Source organism: Photobacterium sp., from assembly GCF_033720175.1.
Lineage (GTDB): Bacteria > Pseudomonadota > Gammaproteobacteria > Enterobacterales > Vibrionaceae > Photobacterium.
Genome location: NZ_JAWWDA010000006.1, coordinates 44,250 through 63,772 on the forward strand (window position 1 = coordinate 44,250; position 19,523 = coordinate 63,772).

The 19,523-nt window shown below is 48.9% G+C and carries 19 protein-coding genes; all 19 read right to left on the minus strand.

The window, feature by feature from the left end; translation table 11 throughout:
• Nucleotides 1-86 precede the first annotated feature (86 nt).
• The 19 genes from R3289_RS08390 to fliH all read right to left on the minus strand — a co-directional run bounded on the left by R3289_RS08390 (nucleotide 87) and on the right by fliH (nucleotide 19,511).
• The gene (locus R3289_RS08390; RefSeq protein WP_318925077.1) at nucleotides 87-2,306 is read right to left on the minus strand and encodes a chemotaxis protein CheA; all 2,220 of its coding nucleotides are present in this window, start codon (nucleotides 2,304-2,306) and stop codon (nucleotides 87-89) included.
• A gap of 9 nt (nucleotides 2,307-2,315) precedes the next feature.
• Entirely contained in the window at nucleotides 2,316-3,035 is a 720-nt protein-coding gene (locus R3289_RS08395) for a protein phosphatase CheZ (RefSeq protein ID WP_318925078.1), read from the minus strand.
• Nucleotides 3,036-3,072: 37 nt separating this feature from the next.
• The gene (gene cheY / locus R3289_RS08400; RefSeq protein ID WP_318925250.1) at nucleotides 3,073-3,444 is read right to left on the minus strand and encodes a chemotaxis response regulator CheY; all 372 of its coding nucleotides are present in this window, start codon (nucleotides 3,442-3,444) and stop codon (nucleotides 3,073-3,075) included.
• A 74-nt stretch (nucleotides 3,445-3,518) separates the two neighbouring features.
• Entirely contained in the window at nucleotides 3,519-4,241 is a 723-nt protein-coding gene (locus R3289_RS08405) for an RNA polymerase sigma factor FliA (RefSeq protein ID WP_318925079.1), read from the minus strand.
• Nucleotides 4,234-5,121: a MinD/ParA family protein gene (locus tag R3289_RS08410; protein WP_318925080.1), complete on the minus strand. Its 888-nt coding sequence runs from the start codon at nucleotides 5,119-5,121 to the stop codon at nucleotides 4,234-4,236. Before R3289_RS08410 ends, R3289_RS08405 begins: the two co-directional genes overlap by 8 nt.
• The gene (gene flhF / locus R3289_RS08415; RefSeq protein ID WP_318925081.1) at nucleotides 5,114-6,799 is read right to left on the minus strand and encodes a flagellar biosynthesis protein FlhF; all 1,686 of its coding nucleotides are present in this window, start codon (nucleotides 6,797-6,799) and stop codon (nucleotides 5,114-5,116) included. The genes R3289_RS08410 and flhF overlap by 8 nt, the downstream gene beginning before the upstream one ends.
• Nucleotides 6,800-6,908: 109 nt before the next feature.
• Nucleotides 6,909-9,005 (minus strand): flagellar biosynthesis protein FlhA, encoded by a 2,097-nt coding sequence (flhA, locus tag R3289_RS08420; RefSeq protein WP_318925082.1) that lies wholly within the window; start codon nucleotides 9,003-9,005, stop codon nucleotides 6,909-6,911.
• Nucleotides 9,006-9,262: 257 nt separating this feature from the next.
• The gene (flhB, locus tag R3289_RS08425; protein WP_318925083.1) at nucleotides 9,263-10,393 is read right to left on the minus strand and encodes a flagellar biosynthesis protein FlhB; all 1,131 of its coding nucleotides are present in this window, start codon (nucleotides 10,391-10,393) and stop codon (nucleotides 9,263-9,265) included.
• Nucleotides 10,394-10,454: 61 nt separating this feature from the next.
• A complete protein-coding gene (fliR, locus tag R3289_RS08430; protein ID WP_318925084.1) occupies nucleotides 10,455-11,237 on the minus strand; it encodes a flagellar biosynthetic protein FliR in 783 nt (260 codons plus the stop codon).
• A 113-nt stretch (nucleotides 11,238-11,350) separates the two neighbouring features.
• Nucleotides 11,351-11,620, minus strand: coding sequence for a flagellar biosynthesis protein FliQ (fliQ, locus tag R3289_RS08435; protein ID WP_107281740.1), 270 nt, complete (start codon nucleotides 11,618-11,620; stop codon nucleotides 11,351-11,353).
• 22 nt (nucleotides 11,621-11,642) lie between these two features.
• The gene (gene fliP / locus R3289_RS08440; RefSeq protein WP_318925085.1) at nucleotides 11,643-12,500 is read right to left on the minus strand and encodes a flagellar type III secretion system pore protein FliP; all 858 of its coding nucleotides are present in this window, start codon (nucleotides 12,498-12,500) and stop codon (nucleotides 11,643-11,645) included.
• Nucleotides 12,487-12,888 (minus strand): flagellar biosynthetic protein FliO, encoded by a 402-nt coding sequence (fliO, locus tag R3289_RS08445; protein WP_318925086.1) that lies wholly within the window; start codon nucleotides 12,886-12,888, stop codon nucleotides 12,487-12,489. Before fliO ends, fliP begins: the two co-directional genes overlap by 14 nt.
• Nucleotides 12,889-12,896: 8 nt before the next feature.
• Nucleotides 12,897-13,289 (minus strand): flagellar motor switch protein FliN, encoded by a 393-nt coding sequence (fliN, locus tag R3289_RS08450; RefSeq protein WP_318925087.1) that lies wholly within the window; start codon nucleotides 13,287-13,289, stop codon nucleotides 12,897-12,899.
• Between the two features lie 16 nt (nucleotides 13,290-13,305).
• On the minus strand, nucleotides 13,306-14,358 hold the full coding sequence (gene fliM / locus R3289_RS08455) for a flagellar motor switch protein FliM (protein WP_318925088.1): 1,053 nt from the start codon (nucleotides 14,356-14,358) through the stop codon (nucleotides 13,306-13,308).
• 7 nt (nucleotides 14,359-14,365) lie between these two features.
• Entirely contained in the window at nucleotides 14,366-14,851 is a 486-nt protein-coding gene (fliL, locus tag R3289_RS08460) for a flagellar basal body-associated protein FliL (protein ID WP_318925089.1), read from the minus strand.
• Nucleotides 14,852-14,969: 118 nt separating this feature from the next.
• Nucleotides 14,970-16,769: a flagellar hook-length control protein FliK gene (locus R3289_RS08465; protein WP_318925090.1), complete on the minus strand. Its 1,800-nt coding sequence runs from the start codon at nucleotides 16,767-16,769 to the stop codon at nucleotides 14,970-14,972.
• Nucleotides 16,770-16,870: 101 nt separating this feature from the next.
• A complete protein-coding gene (gene fliJ, locus R3289_RS08470; RefSeq protein ID WP_318925091.1) occupies nucleotides 16,871-17,308 on the minus strand; it encodes a flagellar export protein FliJ in 438 nt (145 codons plus the stop codon).
• Between the two features lie 80 nt (nucleotides 17,309-17,388).
• Nucleotides 17,389-18,711, minus strand: a complete 1,323-nt coding sequence (fliI, locus tag R3289_RS08475) for a flagellar protein export ATPase FliI (protein WP_318925092.1) — start codon at nucleotides 18,709-18,711, stop codon at nucleotides 17,389-17,391.
• On the minus strand, nucleotides 18,711-19,511 hold the full coding sequence (gene fliH, locus R3289_RS08480) for a flagellar assembly protein FliH (RefSeq protein WP_318925093.1): 801 nt from the start codon (nucleotides 19,509-19,511) through the stop codon (nucleotides 18,711-18,713). Before fliH ends, fliI begins: the two co-directional genes overlap by 1 nt.
• Nucleotides 19,512-19,523 lie beyond the last annotated feature (12 nt).

The window sequence follows — 19,523 nt, forward strand, 5'->3', positions numbered from 1 at the left end:
TATCTCGTCGTTATAAATTACCGGATCTTAATGATCAGTCAGGGGCCGGAGATCCTGACTGACTCATACAATTAATCAGTCACTAACTAGTGACCAACGTAATGCTTCAGCAGATTCGGAACATCAAGGATCAGTGCAATGTGACCATCACTGGTGATGGTTGCACCAGCCATACCCGGCGTGCCCTGAAGCAGAGCATCCAGCGGTTTGATCACGACTTCCTCTTGGCCGATTAAGGCATCAACGACAAACCCAATTCGCTGGTGACCAATCTGGACAATCACCACATGTCCATGAGCGCGCTCATTTTTTGATACGCGAGCTCCCACCAACCAGTCTTGCAGGTAGAACAACGGGATTGCCTTATCACGAACAATGATCGTTAACTGACCGTCTACGGTATTTGTCTTACGCAGATCCAGATGGAAAATTTCGTTAACACTGGCCAGAGGCAAAGCAAATGGCTGATCTGCCACGCCTACCATCAGAGTTGGCAGAATGGCAAGTGTTAGTGGCACTTTAATATCAATCCGGGTACCTTTACCAAGCGCTGAATCAATATAGATAGAACCGTTTAACTGGTTAATTGCCGTTTTGACGACGTCCATCCCAACACCACGGCCAGAAATATCTGAAATCTCTTTCTTGGTCGAGAAGCCCGGTGCGAAGATCAGGTTATACGCTTCGTGATCAGAAATACGAGAAGCTGCATCTGCATCCATCACACCACGCTCAACGGCAATCGCTCGCAGTCTGTCCGCATCCATACCACCACCATCATCTTCGATCGTGAGTAAGATATGATCCCCTTCTTGGGAAGCAGAGAGCAGTACGGTACCCTCGCGCGGCTTACCGGCTTTCTCACGGACATCCGGCATTTCAATACCGTGATCGACAGAGTTGCGCACCAGGTGAACCAATGGATCGGCTAGTGCCTCAACCAGATTCTTATCAAGATCGGTTTCTTCTCCGCGCATTTCCAGCACGATATCTTTCTTCAATGTACGCGCGAGATCGCGAACCACGCGAGGGAAACGACCGAAAGCTTTCTTGATGGGCTGCATACGGGTTTTCATCACCGCACCCTGCAAATCGGCGGTCACCACATCCAGATTGGATACAGCTTTTGACATTTCTTCGTCGTTGGTATTCAAGCCAAGACTAACCAGGCGGTTTCGTACCAGTACCAGTTCACCCACCATATTCATAATGGTATCGAGGGTTGAGGTATCAACTCGCACGGTTGTATCAACTTGTGGTTTCACTTTATCTTTCGCAGCCACTGGCTGTGTTTTACGTACGGCAACTGGCTGATTTGTCGGCGCAGGAGTAACGGGCGTAACCGGTGCTGGCGCCGGACTTGTTTCAGCGATCAGATCAGCAACGGATTTCGTCGCCATCTCTAATTCTTCTGCGGTAGGACCTTTGCCACTACCATGCAGTTCATCCAACAGACGTTCAAATTCATCGTCTGACATCAAGTCATCGCCAACGGCGCTCGAACCACTGTAAGCAGGAACTGATGACGCCGTCTCCGCCTCTGGCACTGAGGCGACAGGGGCAACTGAAGCACTCGGACTATTCGCAGGTCCGTTGCCACTGCCATGCAGTTCATCCAACAGACGTTCAAATTCATCATCCGTAATGTCGCCAGTTTCAGCCTGGAGTTGAGAAACCACATTCTGATTTGCCGAAGATGGTGAATTCATGGCTTGCGATTGCTCCACTGACGGACCTGAGCCTTGCCCGTGAAGCTCATCAAGCAGGCGTTCAAATTCATCCTGAGTCATGTCATTAACGGAACTGCCCGCCATTGCAGATGCAGCAGCGGGCACTTCGGCTACCGGTGCAGGATCTGAGGCCGGTTCTGCTGCGATGGATTCTGCCACCGCGGACCCGGCTAACTCAGCTTCTGTCGGCGGATGGCTGAAACGATGCAATGCATCAAGCAAGCTTTGATCTGCCGGAGCCAGGGGTTCATGTTCCTGAACCTGAGCAAACATCACATTGATCGTATCTAACGCTTCTAAAATCACATCCATCAATTCAGACGTAACCTGGCGCTTGCCAGTACGAAGCAGATCGAACACGTTTTCCGCACCATGGCACGCATCAACGAGTTCAGCTAAAGAGAGAAAGCCTGCGCCACCTTTAACAGTGTGAAAACCACGGAAAATGGCATTCAACAACTCTGAATCATCAGGGCAGCGTTCAAGCTCTACCAACTGCTCAGATAGCAGCTCAAGAATTTCTCCTGCTTCAACCAGAAAGTCCTGCAGGATGTCTTCGTCTAAATCAAAGCTCATAAATTTCCCTTAAAATCCAAGACTGGATAGCAAATCATCAACATCATCTTGAGAAGCCACCACATCAGAGCGTTCTTCGGCATTGACGATTGGTCCTTCAGCAGCAAGCGCGTTCACTTCCTTGAGGGATTCGGTTCTGTCATCTTGTTCCATGCCAAAAGCTTTCAGGATATCAACTAATCGATCTTCAACTTCATGCACCAATTCAATCACCCGGCGAATAATCTGACCGGTAAGATCCTGGAAATCTTGAGCCATCAGGATTTCCGTTAAATGGTTTCGAAGCTCACTGCTATCACCTTCAACCTGTACCAACAGATCATCAATGCCGTGACAGAGCGTTTTGAACTCACTGAGTTCAATCTGCCCGTTCATCAATTGTTTCCACTGTGGCTGAACTTGCAGCAAGTTCTGATGCAGTTTGTCAGCAATAGGTAATGTGATTTCAACCGCATCCATTGTTTTATTTGCTGCCGCTTCGGTTTTGTCTATCACATAGGACAAACGGCCACGAGCATCAGGTATTTCGGTCTTCGCTAAGTCATTAATGCGTGGATCCAGGCGAAAATTGGCCAGCGAGTCATGTAACTGTCGGGTTATTTTGCCCACTTCCGCAAACATAGGATCATGACTATCGGAAACCAAAGTCTGCACAAGCAAGTTGGCATCGGCCTGTTTGCCTTGCTCCAGCAAACTGACGAGCTGTTTTGCCTGATCGAGTGAAATCATTATTATTATTATCCTTTTAGCATCCGGCTAATGATGATTACTGCAACCGCTCAAAGATCTTCTCTAATTTTTCTTTTAGTGTTGCGGCGGTAAATGGCTTAACAATGTACCCATTTACACCGGCTTGTGCGGCTTCAATAATCTGCTCGCGCTTTGCCTCGGCCGTGATCATCAGTACCGGCAGGCGTCTTAATTCCTCATCGGCACGAATGTGCTTCAGCAAATCAATGCCTTGCATACCCGGCATATTCCAATCGGTAACGACAAAGTCAAAATCACCTTTCTTCAGCATTGGTAGTGCAGTCAATCCGTCGTCCGCCTCAAGGGTGTTATTAAAGCCCAAGTCACGTAGTAAGTTTTTAACGATACGGCGCATTGTTGAAAAGTCGTCAACAATGAGGATTTTCATGTTTTTGTTCAAAGTTGCCTCCACTGAGGTCACAGTGTTTTTATCTAGGTTTAATTTAGTAATACTAAACAGTATTAAACAGCCCAAGCTTTCAGCTTGGATCGTAAACGTTGCATAGCCTGACTCTGAATCTGGCAAACTCGGGATTCACTTACCCCGATAATGGCCCCGATCTCTTTAAGATTGAGTTCTTCATCATAATAAAGAGACAGAACCAAAGCCTCTCTTTCAGGTAATTCCTTAATGGCTTCGGTCAATGATTGACGGAAATTATCATCTACAACGCCCTGAAAGGGAAGATTTTCTTCCAGTGACTCTTCACTTGCCACTGCATCTTCTGACACGCCGAGATCATCCATCCCAACCAGACGCCCACAATTAACATCATTTAACGCCTGATGGTACTGATCGAGTGTCATTTCGAGATATTCAGCGATTTCCTGATCATTCGGGTCACGCCCCAGTTCATTTTCTAACCGGGAAATGGACTCGCTGATACGTCGGCTATTTTTATAAACAGAACGAGGAACCCAGTCGCCACGACGAAGATCATCGAGCATCGCTCCCCGAATACGAATACCGGCAAAGGTTTCAAAGCTCGCCCCTTTGGTCGGATCGTAGTTTTTTTGTGCTTCCAGCAAACCGATCATGCCGGACTGAATCAAATCTTCTACGAGCACGCTTGGAGGAAGACGACCCATAAGATGATGGGCAATGCGTTTAACCAACGAGGAATAACGCTCGATAAACGCTTGCGGACTTTCTTTGTAGCGTCCGTAAGTGAGTGCTTTATTCACCGACCAACACCTCAACAGGCGCTTTTTTTACGATTAACCTCTCAACAAAAAACTCCAGATGACCACCAGCATGGCTGGGAATGGGCCAGGTCAGCGCTTTGTTGGACAGAGACGTTAATGCTAATGATGCCGGACAACGAGGGTATGCTTCAACGACGATTTTCTGCCGCTTCACAGCCTGGCGGACGCAATCATCCAGTGGTACACAGGCCACCAATTCCAAGTTTGCATCTAAAAAGCGCTCTGTTACCCGGGTTAACTTGGTGAATAAATCACGACCTTCACGATAACTGCGTACCATATTGGCGACAATTTTAAACCGTTGAACATCATATTCACGGCTCAATAATTTGATTAGTGCATAAGCATCTGTAATTGAGGTCGGTTCATCGCACACCACTACCACCACATCCTGTGCGGCGCGGGAAAAACTCAGAACCATATCGGAGATACCAGCGGCCGTATCAACGAGCAGCACATCAATATCATCCTGCAAGTTGCCAAACGCGCGGATTAAGCCGGCATGCTGTGCTGGGGTTAATTCTGCCATATTTTGCGTGCCGGATGATGCTGGCACGATTTTTACGCCATAAGGACCTTCAACAATAATATCCTGAAGCTCACATACCCCCGCCAATACGTGCGACAAATTGCGTCCGGACCGTAACCCTAACATAATATCGACATTGGCCAGACCTAAATCAGCATCGAGCACCATGACTTTCTTACCCTGACGGGCCATAGATATCGCCATGCTTAGCGTAACATTGGTTTTACCAACCCCGCCTTTACCACCTGTTACTGTAATAACCTTGGTGGATGATAACTTTGTCATACGGCGCAGGCCGCTCGCTTGATCGTGCATTATGTTCTCAATCATAAAAATCCGCCGCCTGATCGTCTGAGTTATCACTACTCCAGAAATGAGATTGCTGACTAATTTCTTGTTCTAATAATTCATTCGCGCGTGAAACAAGATAGTTACCGGTGGCAACTTTAATGTCTTCCGGCACACGTTGACCGTCTGCTAAGTAAGCAATAGGCAAGGCATTTTGTATTGTTACGCACATCACTTCGCCTAAACTTAACGACTCATCAAGTTTTGTCAGCACACACCCTGAAAGCGGTATCCGACGGAAATGTTCAATCGTCTCCTGCAACACCCGACGTTGTGCCGTTGATGGCAAGACCAGGAAACTACGGATATGGGCACCACTGTTTTGCATCAATGTATCAAGTTGCTCAGATAAACGAATATCCCGCTGCCCCATACCAGCAGTATCGAGTAGTACTAAACGGCGATGTCGCAACTGATGAAGTATATCGGCAAGTTCTTCGGCATCTTTAGCAACTCGTACCGGACATCCCATAATTCGGCCATAAGTGGCTAATTGTTCATGAGCACCAATACGGTAAGTATCAGTTGTAACCAGTGCAATCTCATCAGGTCCGAAGTCCATTGCCGCTCGTGCTGCCAGTTTTGCAATGGTGGTGGTTTTACCGACCCCTGTGGGACCCAGAAGCGCCACGACGCCACCGGTTTCTAAAATGCAGTCGCTGGTGGTGATAATCTGATCTGACAATAAATCTAATACTGCCGGCCAGGCTTCATGGGCCGGGACATCTTCCGGAATATAACACGCCAGCTGATCTGAGAGTTCCGGTGATAATCCCATTTTTTCTAAACGTTTGATCATCATGGCGCGCATTGGTTCACGGCGCTCAACTTCCTGCCACATCAAACCAGACAGCTGATGTTCCAGCAACCGGCGAATGGATGCCATTTCATTGCGCATCACATCAAACTCATCATTCTGACGGCCGGATTTTGAGTCATAACGGGTAGGATCAAGGCGTGACTGACTCGTCCGCTCGGCACCACGGCCCAACTCAGATTGCGGGTTATGGCGCGAAGCAGAAGAACGATGAAAATCACCGCGGTCCATGGCAGAGTTTGTCTGGCGCTGTCCCAGACCTGCAGATCGAGACTGGCGCTCATCAGCACCGCGTCGAGCGGATCCTTGCCTGAAACCATCAGCATTCAAGTTTGTTTTTTGAGCTTGTCGAGGTTCGTTCTGGCTGTAACCGTGACGGTTCGGACTCATGTTATTGCGATTCTGACTGCTGCCGCTACGATTAAGGCTATTACGTTCTGGCTGCGCACCATGCTGCTTCGACTGGCGCTTTAACAACGCTGATAATGAATCAATTTCACTCGGGTCTTGGGCCTCATGATATGACTCGCCCGCTTGCGGTTTATCGCCGGTATAGTTTTGCAGCACATTGGCAAAGCGGCTAACCGCCGACGGCTGTTTTAACTGCACCTGATCATCGGCCAGCTTACGCTTAGCTTGTCCGAGGCGGCTGGCCAGTGCATCGCGAGTCGCCTGAAGGGCTTTCGGCGGCTCATTGGCGACGTCTGTATCAACGGCGGCAACAATTTCAACCCCCCCTGTGACTTTCTTATTCGACATGATCACGGCATCAGCACCGAGCTCTTCTTTCACTTCGCTCAGTGCAGTCCGCATATCCTTGGCAAAAAATCGTTTAATTTTCAATTTTGTCTTCCCGTCAGATGGCGCTTCACCATGCTTGTACGTTTTACTCAATTACCGACTTGTTCAGTTGTCTACTGACTCAGCCACAATCTGTTTCGTTGCTACGGGCTTAGTTACCCACCGCATTCACAATACGTATTTGTTTTTCATCAGGAACTTCCTGATAGGACAGTACGCGTAAGCTTGGAATGGTGTTTTTAACAAACTTCGCTAAGGTGGAGCGTAAGACCCCAGAAGTGAGCAGTACTGCAGGCTCCCCTTTCAGCTCTTGCTGTTGAGTCGCCTCGGTGAGTGAACGCTGTAATCGCTCTGCCAAACCGGGTTCAATGCCTGATGATTCACCACCGGCAGACTGCATGGTTTTATGCAAAAGTTGTTCCAATTCTGGAACCAATGTAATTACCGGTAATTCAGGCTCTATTCCATTGATTTCTTGTACGATTAGGCGCTTTAAGCCGATTCTGGCTGCCGCTGTCAGTATGTCAGGATCTTGACTCTTCGATGAATATTCAGACAAAGTCTGAACAATAGTTCGAATATCACGCACCGGTATGGCTTCATTAAGCAGATTCTGCATCACTTTCACCACAACACCCAGAGATAGCTGGTCCGGTACAAAACCATCGATGAGCTTAGGCGTTGATTGCCCCAGCATCTCAAGCAGGTTTTGTACTTCTTCATGGCCGAGCAACTGAGACGCACTGTTGGTTAAGATCTGGCTTAAATGGGTGGCCAGCACCGTTGCCGAATCCACCACGGTATAACCCAGCGCCTGAGCATGCTCCCGCTGGGCTTCCATGATCCACACGGCTTCCAGTCCAAAGGCCGGATCGGTCGTGTTTTCCCCGTCAATGGTACCGAATACCTGGCCCGGATTAATTGCCAGCTCCATATTGGGATGAATATCCGCTTCACCACACGCGACCCCCATCAAGCTGATACGGTAGCTATTCGGCGGCAATTCCAGATTATCGCGGATATGGACAGGCGGAATGAGAAAGCCAAAATCCTGGGATAGCTTTTTGCGGACCCCTTTGACACGGTCAAGCAACTCACCGCCCTGCTCTTTATCAACCATCGGGATCAGACGGTAGCCGACTTCAAGGCCGATAATATCAACCGGTTGAACATCGTCCCATGAAAGTTCTTTTTGTGATGGTTGCAATGCCAGTTCGGTCGATGGTGCCTCTTGTTCAACCAATGCCGCCTCTTTTTCTTTTTTCGCGCGCCAATAGGCAAAACCACCAATCATCATTGCAAACAGCAGAAAGGGAATATGGGGCATGCCTGGCACAATGCCCATGACAAATAAAATACCACCGGTAATAATCAATGCTTGCGGGTTATTGAATAACTGGAAGTTCAGTTGCTGGCCCATGTCCTCGTCAGTATTTTGACGGGTCACCATCATGGCCGCACCAATCGACAGTAATAGTGAAGGGATTTGAGCGACCAGACCATCACCGATAGTCAGCAAGCTATAAATTTCAATGGCATCGCCAAATGACAGGCCGTGTTGGCCCATACCGATAATCAGCCCCCCCACGATATTGATCACCAAGATCAAAATACCGGCAATGGCATCACCTTTTACGAATTTAGACGCACCATCCATCGAGCCGTAAAAGTCGGCTTCTTTGGTTACTTCAAAACGGCGGGTACGCGCTTGCTCCTGATCAATCAGTCCGGCATTCAAATCAGCATCGATTGCCATTTGTTTACCCGGCAAGGCATCGAGAGTAAAGCGGGCACTCACTTCAGAAATACGTCCTGCACCTTTGGTGACAACCATGAAGTTAATGATCATCAAGATAAGGAATACCACCAGGCCTACAGCATAGTTACCCCCAATGACCACGGAACCAAAGGCATCAATCACCTGGCCTGCAGCATCAGAGCCTTCATGGCCATACAGTAACACCACGCGCGTCGACGCCACGTTCAGTGCCAGGCGAAGCAACGTCGCAATTAACAGCACGGTGGGAAATGCGGCAAAGTCCAGGGGGCGACGTGTATAAATGGTGACCAGCAGTACCACTAAAGACAAAGCAATATTAAAAGTAAAGGCCATATCCAATATCAGGGGAGGTATTGGCAATATAACCATTGCTAAGGTTGTAAGCACCATGATTGGTGCACCAACAGCAGGTATAGACTGTAACCGGGATAACTGTAATTTATCCGTAAAAGGTATCAAGAACTTCATGAAATATAATTATTCGGCGCGCTACTGAAACTGCTATTGAAAGGCTCTTTAAAATGTTTGAGCCTGATTAGGAACCATATTGAAAGCAAAAATCATGCCCTAAATTACTGCCATTTTTTTGACCTCGAGAGAGACTAACAGAAGTCTGGATAAGCTACGAGAAACCGGATGCGTTTTGTGACATTTGGCAGGCTTTAAAATGGTTATAACCTTAAACAGAGCGCGGTAACACAGGCGCATATGAGACATGTTCAGCATCAGTGACGTAACTCGGCAGGAATATCCATTGCTTCTTTTGCCAGCATTGGTCTTTTGCCTCGTCCTTTTCGGTACTGCTTCAATTGGAACACATACGCTAATATTTGCGCCACGGCGGTAAATAACCCGTCAGGGATCTGCTGTTCCAATTCTGTCGAGTGATAAATCGCTCGTGCCAACGGTGGTGCCGGCACGATATCAATACTGTGCTTATTGGCCACTTCACGAATTTTAAGTGCCAGATGATCGATGCCTTTCGCAATAACAATCGGCGCCTTATCAAGATCTGGATCATAACGCAAAGCAACCGAGAAGTGTTCCGGGTTGGTGATCACCACATCGGCGGTAGGCACATCTGCCATCATCCGACGCTGTGCCATTTCCCGCTGCAGCATACGAATACGCCCTTTCACTTCCGGTTTACCTTCAGAGTCTTTATATTCGTCCTTAACTTCCTGTTTGGTCATTTTCAGCTGTTCGCTGTGCTGCCAGATCTGATACGGCACATCAATCGCCACAACCACCAGCAGCGAACAACAGATCAAAATGACAAAGTTCAGCAAAATATCTAACGCATGGAAAATATTAGTCGGATACGTTTCAACGCTGAGCTGGAAAAAATCGTCAAGACTGGCGTACATCAAGTAAAATGCCATACCGGCAACTAATCCGATTTTGAGTATTGATTTTATCAGCTCAATCCAGCTTTGACTGCCAACCATCCGCTTCAGGCCACTTAGCGGGCTCATCTTTGACAACTTCGGTCTTGCCGCCTCAGCCGAAAAACTCACCCCGCCTAAACCCGCAGCACCAATTAACGCCGCAAAAAAAAGAAACAGCAACACTAAACTCAGCGGTAATGCGATACGCCAGACCGACAGGCTAATGATCGAGAACAGCTTATTCAGGTCAAAAATGTCATCTCGGCTTAACGAAAACATTTTCGACATAACCAGAGCAAGCGACGTTCCCAGTCCTTCACCAAACCACATCAGCGAAACGGCACCTGCTACCAACACGGCAACTGAAGCCAATTCTCTTGAGCGCGGAACCTGACCTTTCTCCCGCGCCTGCTCCAGCCTTCGCGGGGTGGCGGATTCGGTGCGTTCCTGACCGTCTGAATCTGACATTTAGATATCTTCTCGTTATAAGGTTCTAGGAAAGCGTTTAATCCGCGCGTTGAGCCCATATTTAACAATCGACTCGAACCAGACTGCATATTTGTTCAAAACCAAACTGCCAGTTGTATTCATACTGCGGCAGCATCCCCATCACCAAAAACCAGCTGATCAACAAACCAAGCAACAGGGCCAATGAAAAACCAAGCGAAAAAATATTCAGCTGAGGGGCAGCCCGGGTCATAACACCAAATGATAAGTTCACCGTCAACAAGGCAATAACGCCAGCCAACGCCATATTTAATGCTGCTTTGAACATATGGCCAAACCACTCGGTCAACTGATAATAATCCACCGGCTGTAACATTGCCTTGCCAATCGGTAAGGTTTTAAAACTGAGTACCACTAGATTGAGCATGGCCAGATGACCATCGGTCGACAGAAACAACATGATCGCCAAAAACAGATAGAGCTGGCCGAGTACCGGGGTATTCTGCCCATTCGCCGGATCGACCATAGAGGCGAAACCGAGACTCGATTGCATACCAAGGATCTGCCCCACCAAGACAAAAGTCTGGGTAACAAACTGCGTCACCATTCCCATCGCGACGCCGATAATCACTTGCTGGGTGGTCGTTAGAAAACCTTGTAAAGACAATAAGGCAAGATCTTCGGGCACCTTGGGCAAAACGGGCATCACCGCAAACGTGATCGTTACGGCCAGATATAAGCGAATTTTAGGAGATACAAACCGGGCACCAAAAAAGGTCATCGCCATCATCATGGCCGAGATGCGGGTTAGGGGCCAAAAGTAATTGGCGATCCAGTCAAGCAGCAGTTCGGATGGATAGGCCATCAGGTTACTCGCCTGTCTCTATGCGGCATGTTTTTTTCGTACATGACACTCTGATATGCAACCCTTTGATATAAAATCCAGCTTTCATATACTGACTACCTTTTTCCGCCGGACTAATATAACAGCTGAGGAATTTGTTCGACGATCCGGAAAAAGTAATCCATCAGCATCTGCGTCATCATATGGCCGAAAAACATCAAGGCCAGTAAGGTAACGATCAGGCGAGGCAAGAAGCTCAACGTTTGCTCATTAATGGATGTCGCGGCCTGAAAAACCGCGACCACTAAGCCAATCAGCAAGCCCGGAACCACAATTGCGCAGACCATCAGCAACACCATGTACAGGGCTTCCTGGAATATTTCGACAAACGCTTCAGGTGTCATAACATTTCCTTTTGAATTGGTATCAGATACCAAAACTCCCCGCCAAGGTAGACAAAATCAGATTCCAGCCGTCAACCAGCACAAATAGCATCAACTTAAACGGCAACGATACAATCATCGGCGACAACATCATCATCCCCATCGCCATCAGTACCGATGCAACGACCAAATCAATGATTAAGAAAGGTAAGAACAACATAAAGCCGATCTGAAATGCCGTTTTCAGTTCAGAGGTAATAAATGCCGGGATCAGTACCGTCATCGCAACGTCTTGCGGATCGGTTGCCGTTGAACCCGACATATTAACAAAGCTTTCCAGATCTTTGACCCGGGTCTGTTTCAGCATGAACTGCCTCAGTGGCTGCTGGGCTGCGTCGAAAGCTTGCAGCGCGGTGACTTCTTCGTTGATATACGGTTGGATAGCATCGGTATTGATCTTATCGAGTACCGGCGACATGATAAAGAAAGTCAGGAACATCGCAATACCGATAATCACCTGATTCGACGGTGTCTGCTGCAGGCCCATCGCCTGCCTTAAAATCGACATCACCACCACAATACGGGTAAATGATGTCATTAAGATAACAATTGCCGGCAAGAAGCCTAAGGCTGTCATCAATGCCAGGATCTGCAGGGTTACCGAGTAATCTTCAGTGCCGTCAGGATTGACGGTAACAGAAAAAGCCGGAATACCGCCGCCACTGCCTTGGGTCAATAAACGAGATGCACCTTGTTCATTTTTCATCGCGCTGGCCGTAACACTCTCAGCACCAGCCGACAATGCTGGTAACGCATTGGCCGTGGTTTCCGCCATGACCGAAAAGGCAAAGAAAAAGGCAAAAGCCGCCAAAGTGGCGGCAATAATATTATTTCTTATCATTTATTTTCAACAACTTGCTTAGGTGGTTAGAAAAATCCCCACTTTGCTGCTCCCCCATGGGCAACGGCTCTTCTAATTTGGTTAGCAGCGAGATATTGTGTTGCGTTACCCCGACAAGCACTTGCTCGTTGCCGATCTGCAATAACACAATGCGTTCCCGCTGACCGATAGGCAACTGCTTCAGCACCTTTAACGAACTGTCCGACCCTTGAATACCGGGTAATTTCATTCGTCTTACTAACCAGGCTAAAAACAAGATAAGCAACACAACTAGCATCAACGAGGCTAACGTCGTCGCGACATTGATCTCGGGTGCCGGTGCAGCCAGTACCGGTAGGCTTATAAAGGCAGATCCTACACCAGCGAATAAAGATAGCGGATATTTCATGGTTAACCTTAACGAAGTTTCTTAATGCGCTCGGTCTGACTGATCACGTCTGTCAGACGAATACCAAACTTGTCATTAACCACAACCACTTCGCCGTGAGCAACCAGCGTACCGTTAACCATGACATCCAGTGATTCACCGGCAATACGGTCTAGCTCCACCACAGAGCCCTGATTCAATTGCAGCAAGTTACGAATACTGATTTGAGTGCGGCCCACTTCCATCGAAATGGTTACCGGAATGTCCATAATCGAATCGAGCTTACGCCGTTCATCATCCGAAATTGGCGTGCTTTCATCGGTGAGCTCTTCAAGAGGAGCCGGCTGTGCGGCTTCTTCAACCACCTGCTCTGCAAGTGCAGCAGCCCAATCATCAGCAATTTGTTGGTCATTTTGAGACATAACTTACACCCGTCATTTAATTGTCTGATTTATCTCTATTAATTTCTGTCAATGCAGAACCTAACTCATCACGGTCAAGAAAAGCCAAATCGGTTTTCATCATATCCGGACGCTTGAGTTTCTCGGTTACCTTCAAGGCGATGTTATCGCCAGATTTCCCCATTTTAGCACGGTAGGTTGGCAGATCTTCGACAAAAACAATCGCCGATTCCGGCAAATCAATCGGAATAATATCGCCCGCCTGCAGCTCCATCAAATCACGCAATGATAAATCAAGATCCAACAGGTTGGCGCGAATATTCACTGGCACATCCATGATTTCATCACGCAGGGCTTTGCTCCAGCGTACATCGGTATCCATCTTGTCGCTCTGCACACCGGCATCGAGCAGTTCCCGGATCGGTTCAACCATGGAGTACGGCATCACAACGTGGAAATCTCCCCCACCGCCATCCACTTCAATATGGAACGAACTGACGACAATCACTTCTGTTGGGCTAACAATGTTGGCCATGGTCGGGTTGACTTCTGAGTCAAGATATTCAAACTCAACGCCCATCACCGGCGACCAGGACTCACGGTAGTCTTCAAACACCAGTTTCAGCAGCATCTGGACTATGCGACGCTCTGTCGGGGTAAACTCTCGCCCTTCGATCTTGGCATGGAACCGGCCATCACCACCAAAGAAATTTTCCACCAGGATAAAGACCAGACGGGCTTCCATAGTAATTAATGCCGTACCTTTAAGCGGCCTGAAGCGCACCATGTTCAAACTGGTCGGAACGTACAGTGTATTCTGGTACTCACCAAATTTGATCATCTGCACGCCGTTAATTGATACTTCTGCCGTTTTACGCAGCATGTTAAACAAGCTGATACGCATATGGCGGGCAAAACGCTCGTTGATCAGTTCCAACGTTGGCATTCGGCCACGAACAATTCTGTCCTGAGATGAAAAGTCGTAATCGGCTACACGGTTGTCACCGGCAACCTCGCCCTCTTCATCTTCTACGTCATCAACACCATGTAACAGGGCATCGATTTCGTCTTGAGTTAGTAAGTCACTCACATTAAACCTATTGCATTACGAAACCAGTGAAGAGCACACGCTCGACGACTTGGTTACCGGAGACTTTCATCATCGCAGATTGTATCGCAGACAGTGCCTGCGTACGCAAGTCAATACGACCACTTGGGGTACGTAGCTGTTCTACCGTTGCCGCACCAAATGCTTGTAATAACGTACTTTCAATCAACGGGGTATGTTGCATGGCCACAGCTTCATTACTATCACCACGTACCATTAACTGTACTTTGACTTGTACCAGGCGATCGCGTTTATCGCCCGTGACATTAAAAATAAACGGTTGCGGAAGGATAACGTAATAAGCCGGCTCAACCTGAGTCGCTTGCTGTGTGGCGGCAGCGCTCTTTTCCGGCTCAGGGGACTCATCCCCCAGCAGTAACCATGCACCGACGCCGCCACCCAGTAGCACAACGACGAGTGCAATGATAATAATAAGCTTTTTTTTGCTTCCCGTATTTCCAGCGCCTTCGGCCATTCTTTCTCTTACCCTTTATTATTTATAATTTTATTTAAAATCAGAAGCTTAAATGTCAGCTTTTTATTCGACGCCTCTCAGCATCCGCATAGGGGACTAGTCTAAGTCTCGCTATTTCTTAAGCATAATAATCCACCCGATCATCAGCCTGCTTGACAAACATTTCTACCGCTTCTGAGCCTGAATGCCCCATTTCCGATTCGCCGCCTGTATGGTCGCTGCCGCCAGATTGTTGCTGGGTACCACCTTGCTGACCAGATTGGCCTAGTTGTTGACGCGATCCATCTTGTTGTACCGTGCTTTGTGCTAACTGTAATCCTTGCTGATGAAGCATCTCACGTAATCTTGGCATTGCCTGTTCAATCAGATCTCGGGTTTGCTGATTACCGACCGTAAACTGGACCGAGGCCTGATCCTGGTTGAGCGAGAGTTTAATCTGCAACTTACCTAACTCGGGTGGATCTAAACGGATATCAACATGTTTGAGGTTTTTCGACATCATCATGTTAACTCGCTCAGCCACTTGATCGCCGGCTTGTTCTTTAGACAACTGCAACGGAGTTTGTGCCTGCGCTAAGGCTTCACTTTTTGCCTGCCCGTTAATACTTTGTTGCCCGGACAATGAGCTGATCTGATGTGCAATATCAGCCGGTTTCGTCTCGGCATTGAGGTTAGCGCTCCCTTCGACCGTCGCGGCCAGAGCAGCACTGTTAACCGCCGAATCCACCAAAGCCGTATCACCTGTTGTCGGATCTGCCACTCCAGCGGTGGTCGTCACCATTGCGCCCGCCAGCACCGACGATGCCTGAGTGGTTGCCCAGGGTATCACCGTCGCGCCGTCTACCGGGGCTGCCATAACGGTACCATTGACGACGGTTGCGGGTGCAGCCGCTAACGTCGTTGCCAACGCCCCGCCAGATGTCGTCAGTGACAGCTTACTTAGGCCTCCGATATTGTCAGCTTCTACCTGCGACGGCATATCTGCCGGTAACAGTTGCGCAGACAACCTGACTTTGCCTGCGACCGCTTGCTCACCATCGGTTGTCACCGCCATCCCGGCCATCACTTGAGGATCTATCACCTGAGAAGCGATGTCTTCACGGTTCGGTAAAAGTTCACTCGCTTGGCTATCCGACCCAGCTACCTGTGCAGATGACGCGGCAAAAACATTCGCCAGTTGCTCAGGACTGAGATCCGATTTGCTCTGAACGTCCGCTTCAGAGAGAGGCAGCCCTGCAGGATCCTGCGTACCAGCCGCCATCGTAGCTGTTGCCGCCACACTGCCAGTGTCGCTCGACGCATCAGTTGTTGTGTCACCCGTTACCGAGCCCATCATTTGGCTCATCAAGGGCTTAGCCGTATCACTGGTTGCTGCATCTGGCGGCAACGTTTTGCCAGCAGCCGAATGGGACTCCGACAGTTGCTGATTGGCTGCCGACAAGCGGTTAAGTAATTCTTCAGCGTCCGCCATTATCTGATGCTTATCTTCCGGATCAAGCGCTGTTTCTTGTGAGTCGGCTTGCTTGCCCGAGATTTGTTCGCTCTCGGTAGCAGATGCGCTCAATTTGCTCACGTCGACGATCTGTTCTATCTCAGCAAGCTGAACATCATCGCTCACTACATCTGAATCAATTTCGGTACTCAGGGTTTGTGCGGAAACAAAACCAAGCACCTGATTTTCTGGGTCAATGTTATCTGAACTGACCTTTTTGGCCGCACTCGCTGGCATGTCTTGCTTATCGCTGATTACGTCGTTCAGCTCGCTGGCAAAACGGTCTGCTCCATTGCTAGCCGCAGATGGTTGCAGATCGCCCTTTACGCTTTCAGCCGTCGCTTTTCCCTCAACGGCGATTTTACCGCTCCCCGAGCGAGGTAATGATGCTGAAAAATCTGCTGACAATAGACTAGACGAATTCATTGCGACTCTTTACATTGAGAATACCGGTAAGAATTTCATGCAAAAAACGCACCAGATTATACATTTCAGAAAGCGAATAGCGCGTTTCAAACCTCTCGCCCCTAACGCCTGCGAGCAAACTGCAGGGTCGAAAATTCATCCATCATCTGTTGTTCTTGCCGATCGAGCTTTTGCTGCCGTTCCGTCTTTTTTTTGTCTAACAGCCATTCGATCGAACGACGCTTTTTTCTTACCTCGTGCCAATGTTCGCTGCACTGTTCCACCTGAAAGTCAAACTGATAGCCGGCTTCTTTTTGCTTAGCAAGCGTCTCATCAAGCTGAGTCAGGAATTTTTGTAAGTGACTATACGAACTGGCCGTTAATCCTTGCTGACCACGCACTGAAAACTGTTTACAGTAATCCAGCCGGTACTGTTCTATTTGCTGCAGCTGCTGAAGATAATTTCCCTGTTCTAACCGGGCCTGATTCAACGCAAGCGATGCCTGATGTTCTTCATCTTTGGTTTTATTTAAAATCAGTTCTAATGCACTGTCTGACATAGCCGTTCCAATTTGCTCAGGCCATTAGCCTTGGGGCGCTTGTTTATCTTTCAACATAATTGCGGTGTCTTTGTGTTTGATTAGCCACTTAAGGTTGAGCGCAACATATTGACGCACATATCGTATGGTACAGACTCTTTCATCTCCTGCTGCAGATAAGCGTCTAATTTTGGCTTGAAGATAAAGGCCTGGTCGATACTGGGATCCGTTCCGGGTTTATACGCACCGATTGAAACCAGATCCTGATTCTTGCGGCAAATGGACAATATCTGCCGCACGGCTTTTGACATCAACATGTGCTCGTCACTGACAATCGCAGGCATTACACGGCTAACCGAACGTTCAACATCGATGGCCGGATAATGTCCGGCATCGGCCATTTCTCGGGATAAGACAATGTGACCATCGAGGATCGCCCGCGAGGCATCGGCGATGGGATCTTGTAAATCATCTCCTTCGGTCAGCACAGTAAAGAAGGCTGTAATTGACCCCTGGCTCTCGCTGCCGTTCCCCGCCCGCTCTACCAGCGCCGGTAACTTGGCAAATACTGAGGGCGGATACCCTTTGGTCGCCGGAGGCTCGCCCACCGACAAGGCGATTTCACGCTGGGCCTGAGCAAATCGAGTCAGTGAATCCATCAATAACAGAACATCTTGCCCCTGATCTCGGAAATATTCCGCGATTGTCAGAGCAGTCTGACACCCTTTTAAACGCATTAAAGGTGACGCATCAGCAGGTGCCGCTATTACCACGGCACGCTGGCGTCCCTCTTCACCGAGGATCTCGTCAATAAACTCTTTTACTTCCCGGCCACGTTCGCCGATCAACCCGACTACAACAACCTGGGCTGTCGTGCCGCGGGTCATCATGCCGAGGGTCACCGACTTACCGACACCTGAGCCGGCAAACAATCCGATGCGCTGGCCTTTGCCAACCGAAAGCAAACCATTAATGGCTTTAATACCCACATCAAGCGGCTCTTTGATCGGCTTACGCGCTAATGGGTTGATCGGCGCGGCATTAAAAGGGGCGCGGGTGGCGGTAAATATCTCGCCCAGACCATCAAGTGGATTACCGACGCCGTCGATCACCCGGCCTAATAATTCCGGCCCGACAGGTAAGCCGCTGTCCTGTAATACCGGCGTCACTCGGGCGCCAGGCATCACTCCGGTCAGCTGTTCACTGGGCATCAGAAATAAGGTTTCACCCGAGAAGCCAACAACTTCAGCTTCCATCTCACCGTTTAAGGTTTCCACGCGGCACTGACTGCCAACAGGCGCACGGCAGCCAATGGCTTCTAACGTTAAACCGACAACGCGGACCAGTCGTCCGGAAGCAACAGGGCGACACGCTAAGCCTTCAGTCTGGTATTGAGAGAGTCGCATTGCCAATGACGAAGACATTACTGCCCTCCTGACGGCTGGCTGTTGGCTCCACTAAATTGTTGCAATAAATGGCGAATACGATCTTCAATAAAATAATCGACCGTGGAGTCCTGTGATTTCAACTGAAGATCACCACGACTGAGTGACGGCTCCGCCTGTAATGACCACTTTCGCTCGGTCAGATCCTCTTCGCCATATGCTTTGCGCACCACGTCAAGATCATCAGGGTGAAGACTTAACTTTGTCTGGCGCTCGGCTATCGGTAGAGTAGCAATCACTTCACGGATGGTATTGAGTATAACTTGAGGATTAGTCTGTACTTCCACCCGAATTAATTCACGGGTCAGGCTGGTTACCAGATTCAGAACCTGATTTTCCACATCGGTATCGATTTGTTGCAATGGCGTGGCAAGCTGCTCAATCAACTGCATAAGATGCGATACCTGCTCACTAATTTGGGTTTGCCCCTGCTCCAGCCCTTGTTCCAGCCCTTGCTCACGGCCTTCCACCAGCCCCGTTTCAAGTCCTTCGGCCTTGCCGGCCTCGAAACCTTCAGCGTGCCCGGCTGCTTTACCCTCAGCAACCCCTTCGTCATAGGCTGATTGACGGATATCTTCTAAGTCAGAAGCCGTTAACGGGGGAGGCCCTTGTTCTTCTTCCTCTTCAAGCTCCTCTGACTGCCAGCTCGGATCGTAGTTAAGGGCATTATCACTGGGTGCCTCTCGCTGCTGGCTGTAGTCAGGGTACGCCCAACGTTCAAGCTCCTGAGCCTGATGTTCAGATACGCGAAGAAAACCACGGCGGCGTTCATTCGTCATACTGATAACCTA

Coding starts and splice junctions, on each gene's coding strand:
- flhA (WP_318925082.1), bottom strand. CDS start 9,005: ATGAAGTTCTTGATACCTTTTACGGATAAATTACAGTTATCCCGGTTA.
- fliI (WP_318925092.1), bottom strand. CDS start 18,711: ATGTCTTCGTCATTGGCAATGCGACTCTCTCAATACCAGACTGAAGGC.
- R3289_RS08410 (WP_318925080.1), bottom strand. CDS start 5,121: ATGATTGAGAACATAATGCACGATCAAGCGAGCGGCCTGCGCCGTATG.
- flhB (WP_318925083.1), bottom strand. CDS start 10,393: ATGTCAGATTCAGACGGTCAGGAACGCACCGAATCCGCCACCCCGCGA.
- R3289_RS08395 (WP_318925078.1), bottom strand. CDS start 3,035: ATGATTTCACTCGATCAGGCAAAACAGCTCGTCAGTTTGCTGGAGCAA.
- cheY (WP_318925250.1), bottom strand. CDS start 3,444: ATGAAAATCCTCATTGTTGACGACTTTTCAACAATGCGCCGTATCGTT.
- R3289_RS08390 (WP_318925077.1), bottom strand. CDS start 2,306: ATGAGCTTTGATTTAGACGAAGACATCCTGCAGGACTTTCTGGTTGAA.
- fliJ (WP_318925091.1), bottom strand. CDS start 17,308: ATGTCAGACAGTGCATTAGAACTGATTTTAAATAAAACCAAAGATGAA.
- fliH (WP_318925093.1), bottom strand. CDS start 19,511: ATGACGAATGAACGCCGCCGTGGTTTTCTTCGCGTATCTGAACATCAG.
- fliP (WP_318925085.1), bottom strand. CDS start 12,500: ATGATAAGAAATAATATTATTGCCGCCACTTTGGCGGCTTTTGCCTTT.
- fliR (WP_318925084.1), bottom strand. CDS start 11,237: ATGGCCTATCCATCCGAACTGCTGCTTGACTGGATCGCCAATTACTTT.
- fliQ (WP_107281740.1), bottom strand. CDS start 11,620: ATGACACCTGAAGCGTTTGTCGAAATATTCCAGGAAGCCCTGTACATG.
- R3289_RS08465 (WP_318925090.1), bottom strand. CDS start 16,769: ATGAATTCGTCTAGTCTATTGTCAGCAGATTTTTCAGCATCATTACCT.
- fliL (WP_318925089.1), bottom strand. CDS start 14,851: ATGGCCGAAGGCGCTGGAAATACGGGAAGCAAAAAAAAGCTTATTATT.
- fliN (WP_318925087.1), bottom strand. CDS start 13,289: ATGTCTCAAAATGACCAACAAATTGCTGATGATTGGGCTGCTGCACTT.
- fliO (WP_318925086.1), bottom strand. CDS start 12,888: ATGAAATATCCGCTATCTTTATTCGCTGGTGTAGGATCTGCCTTTATA.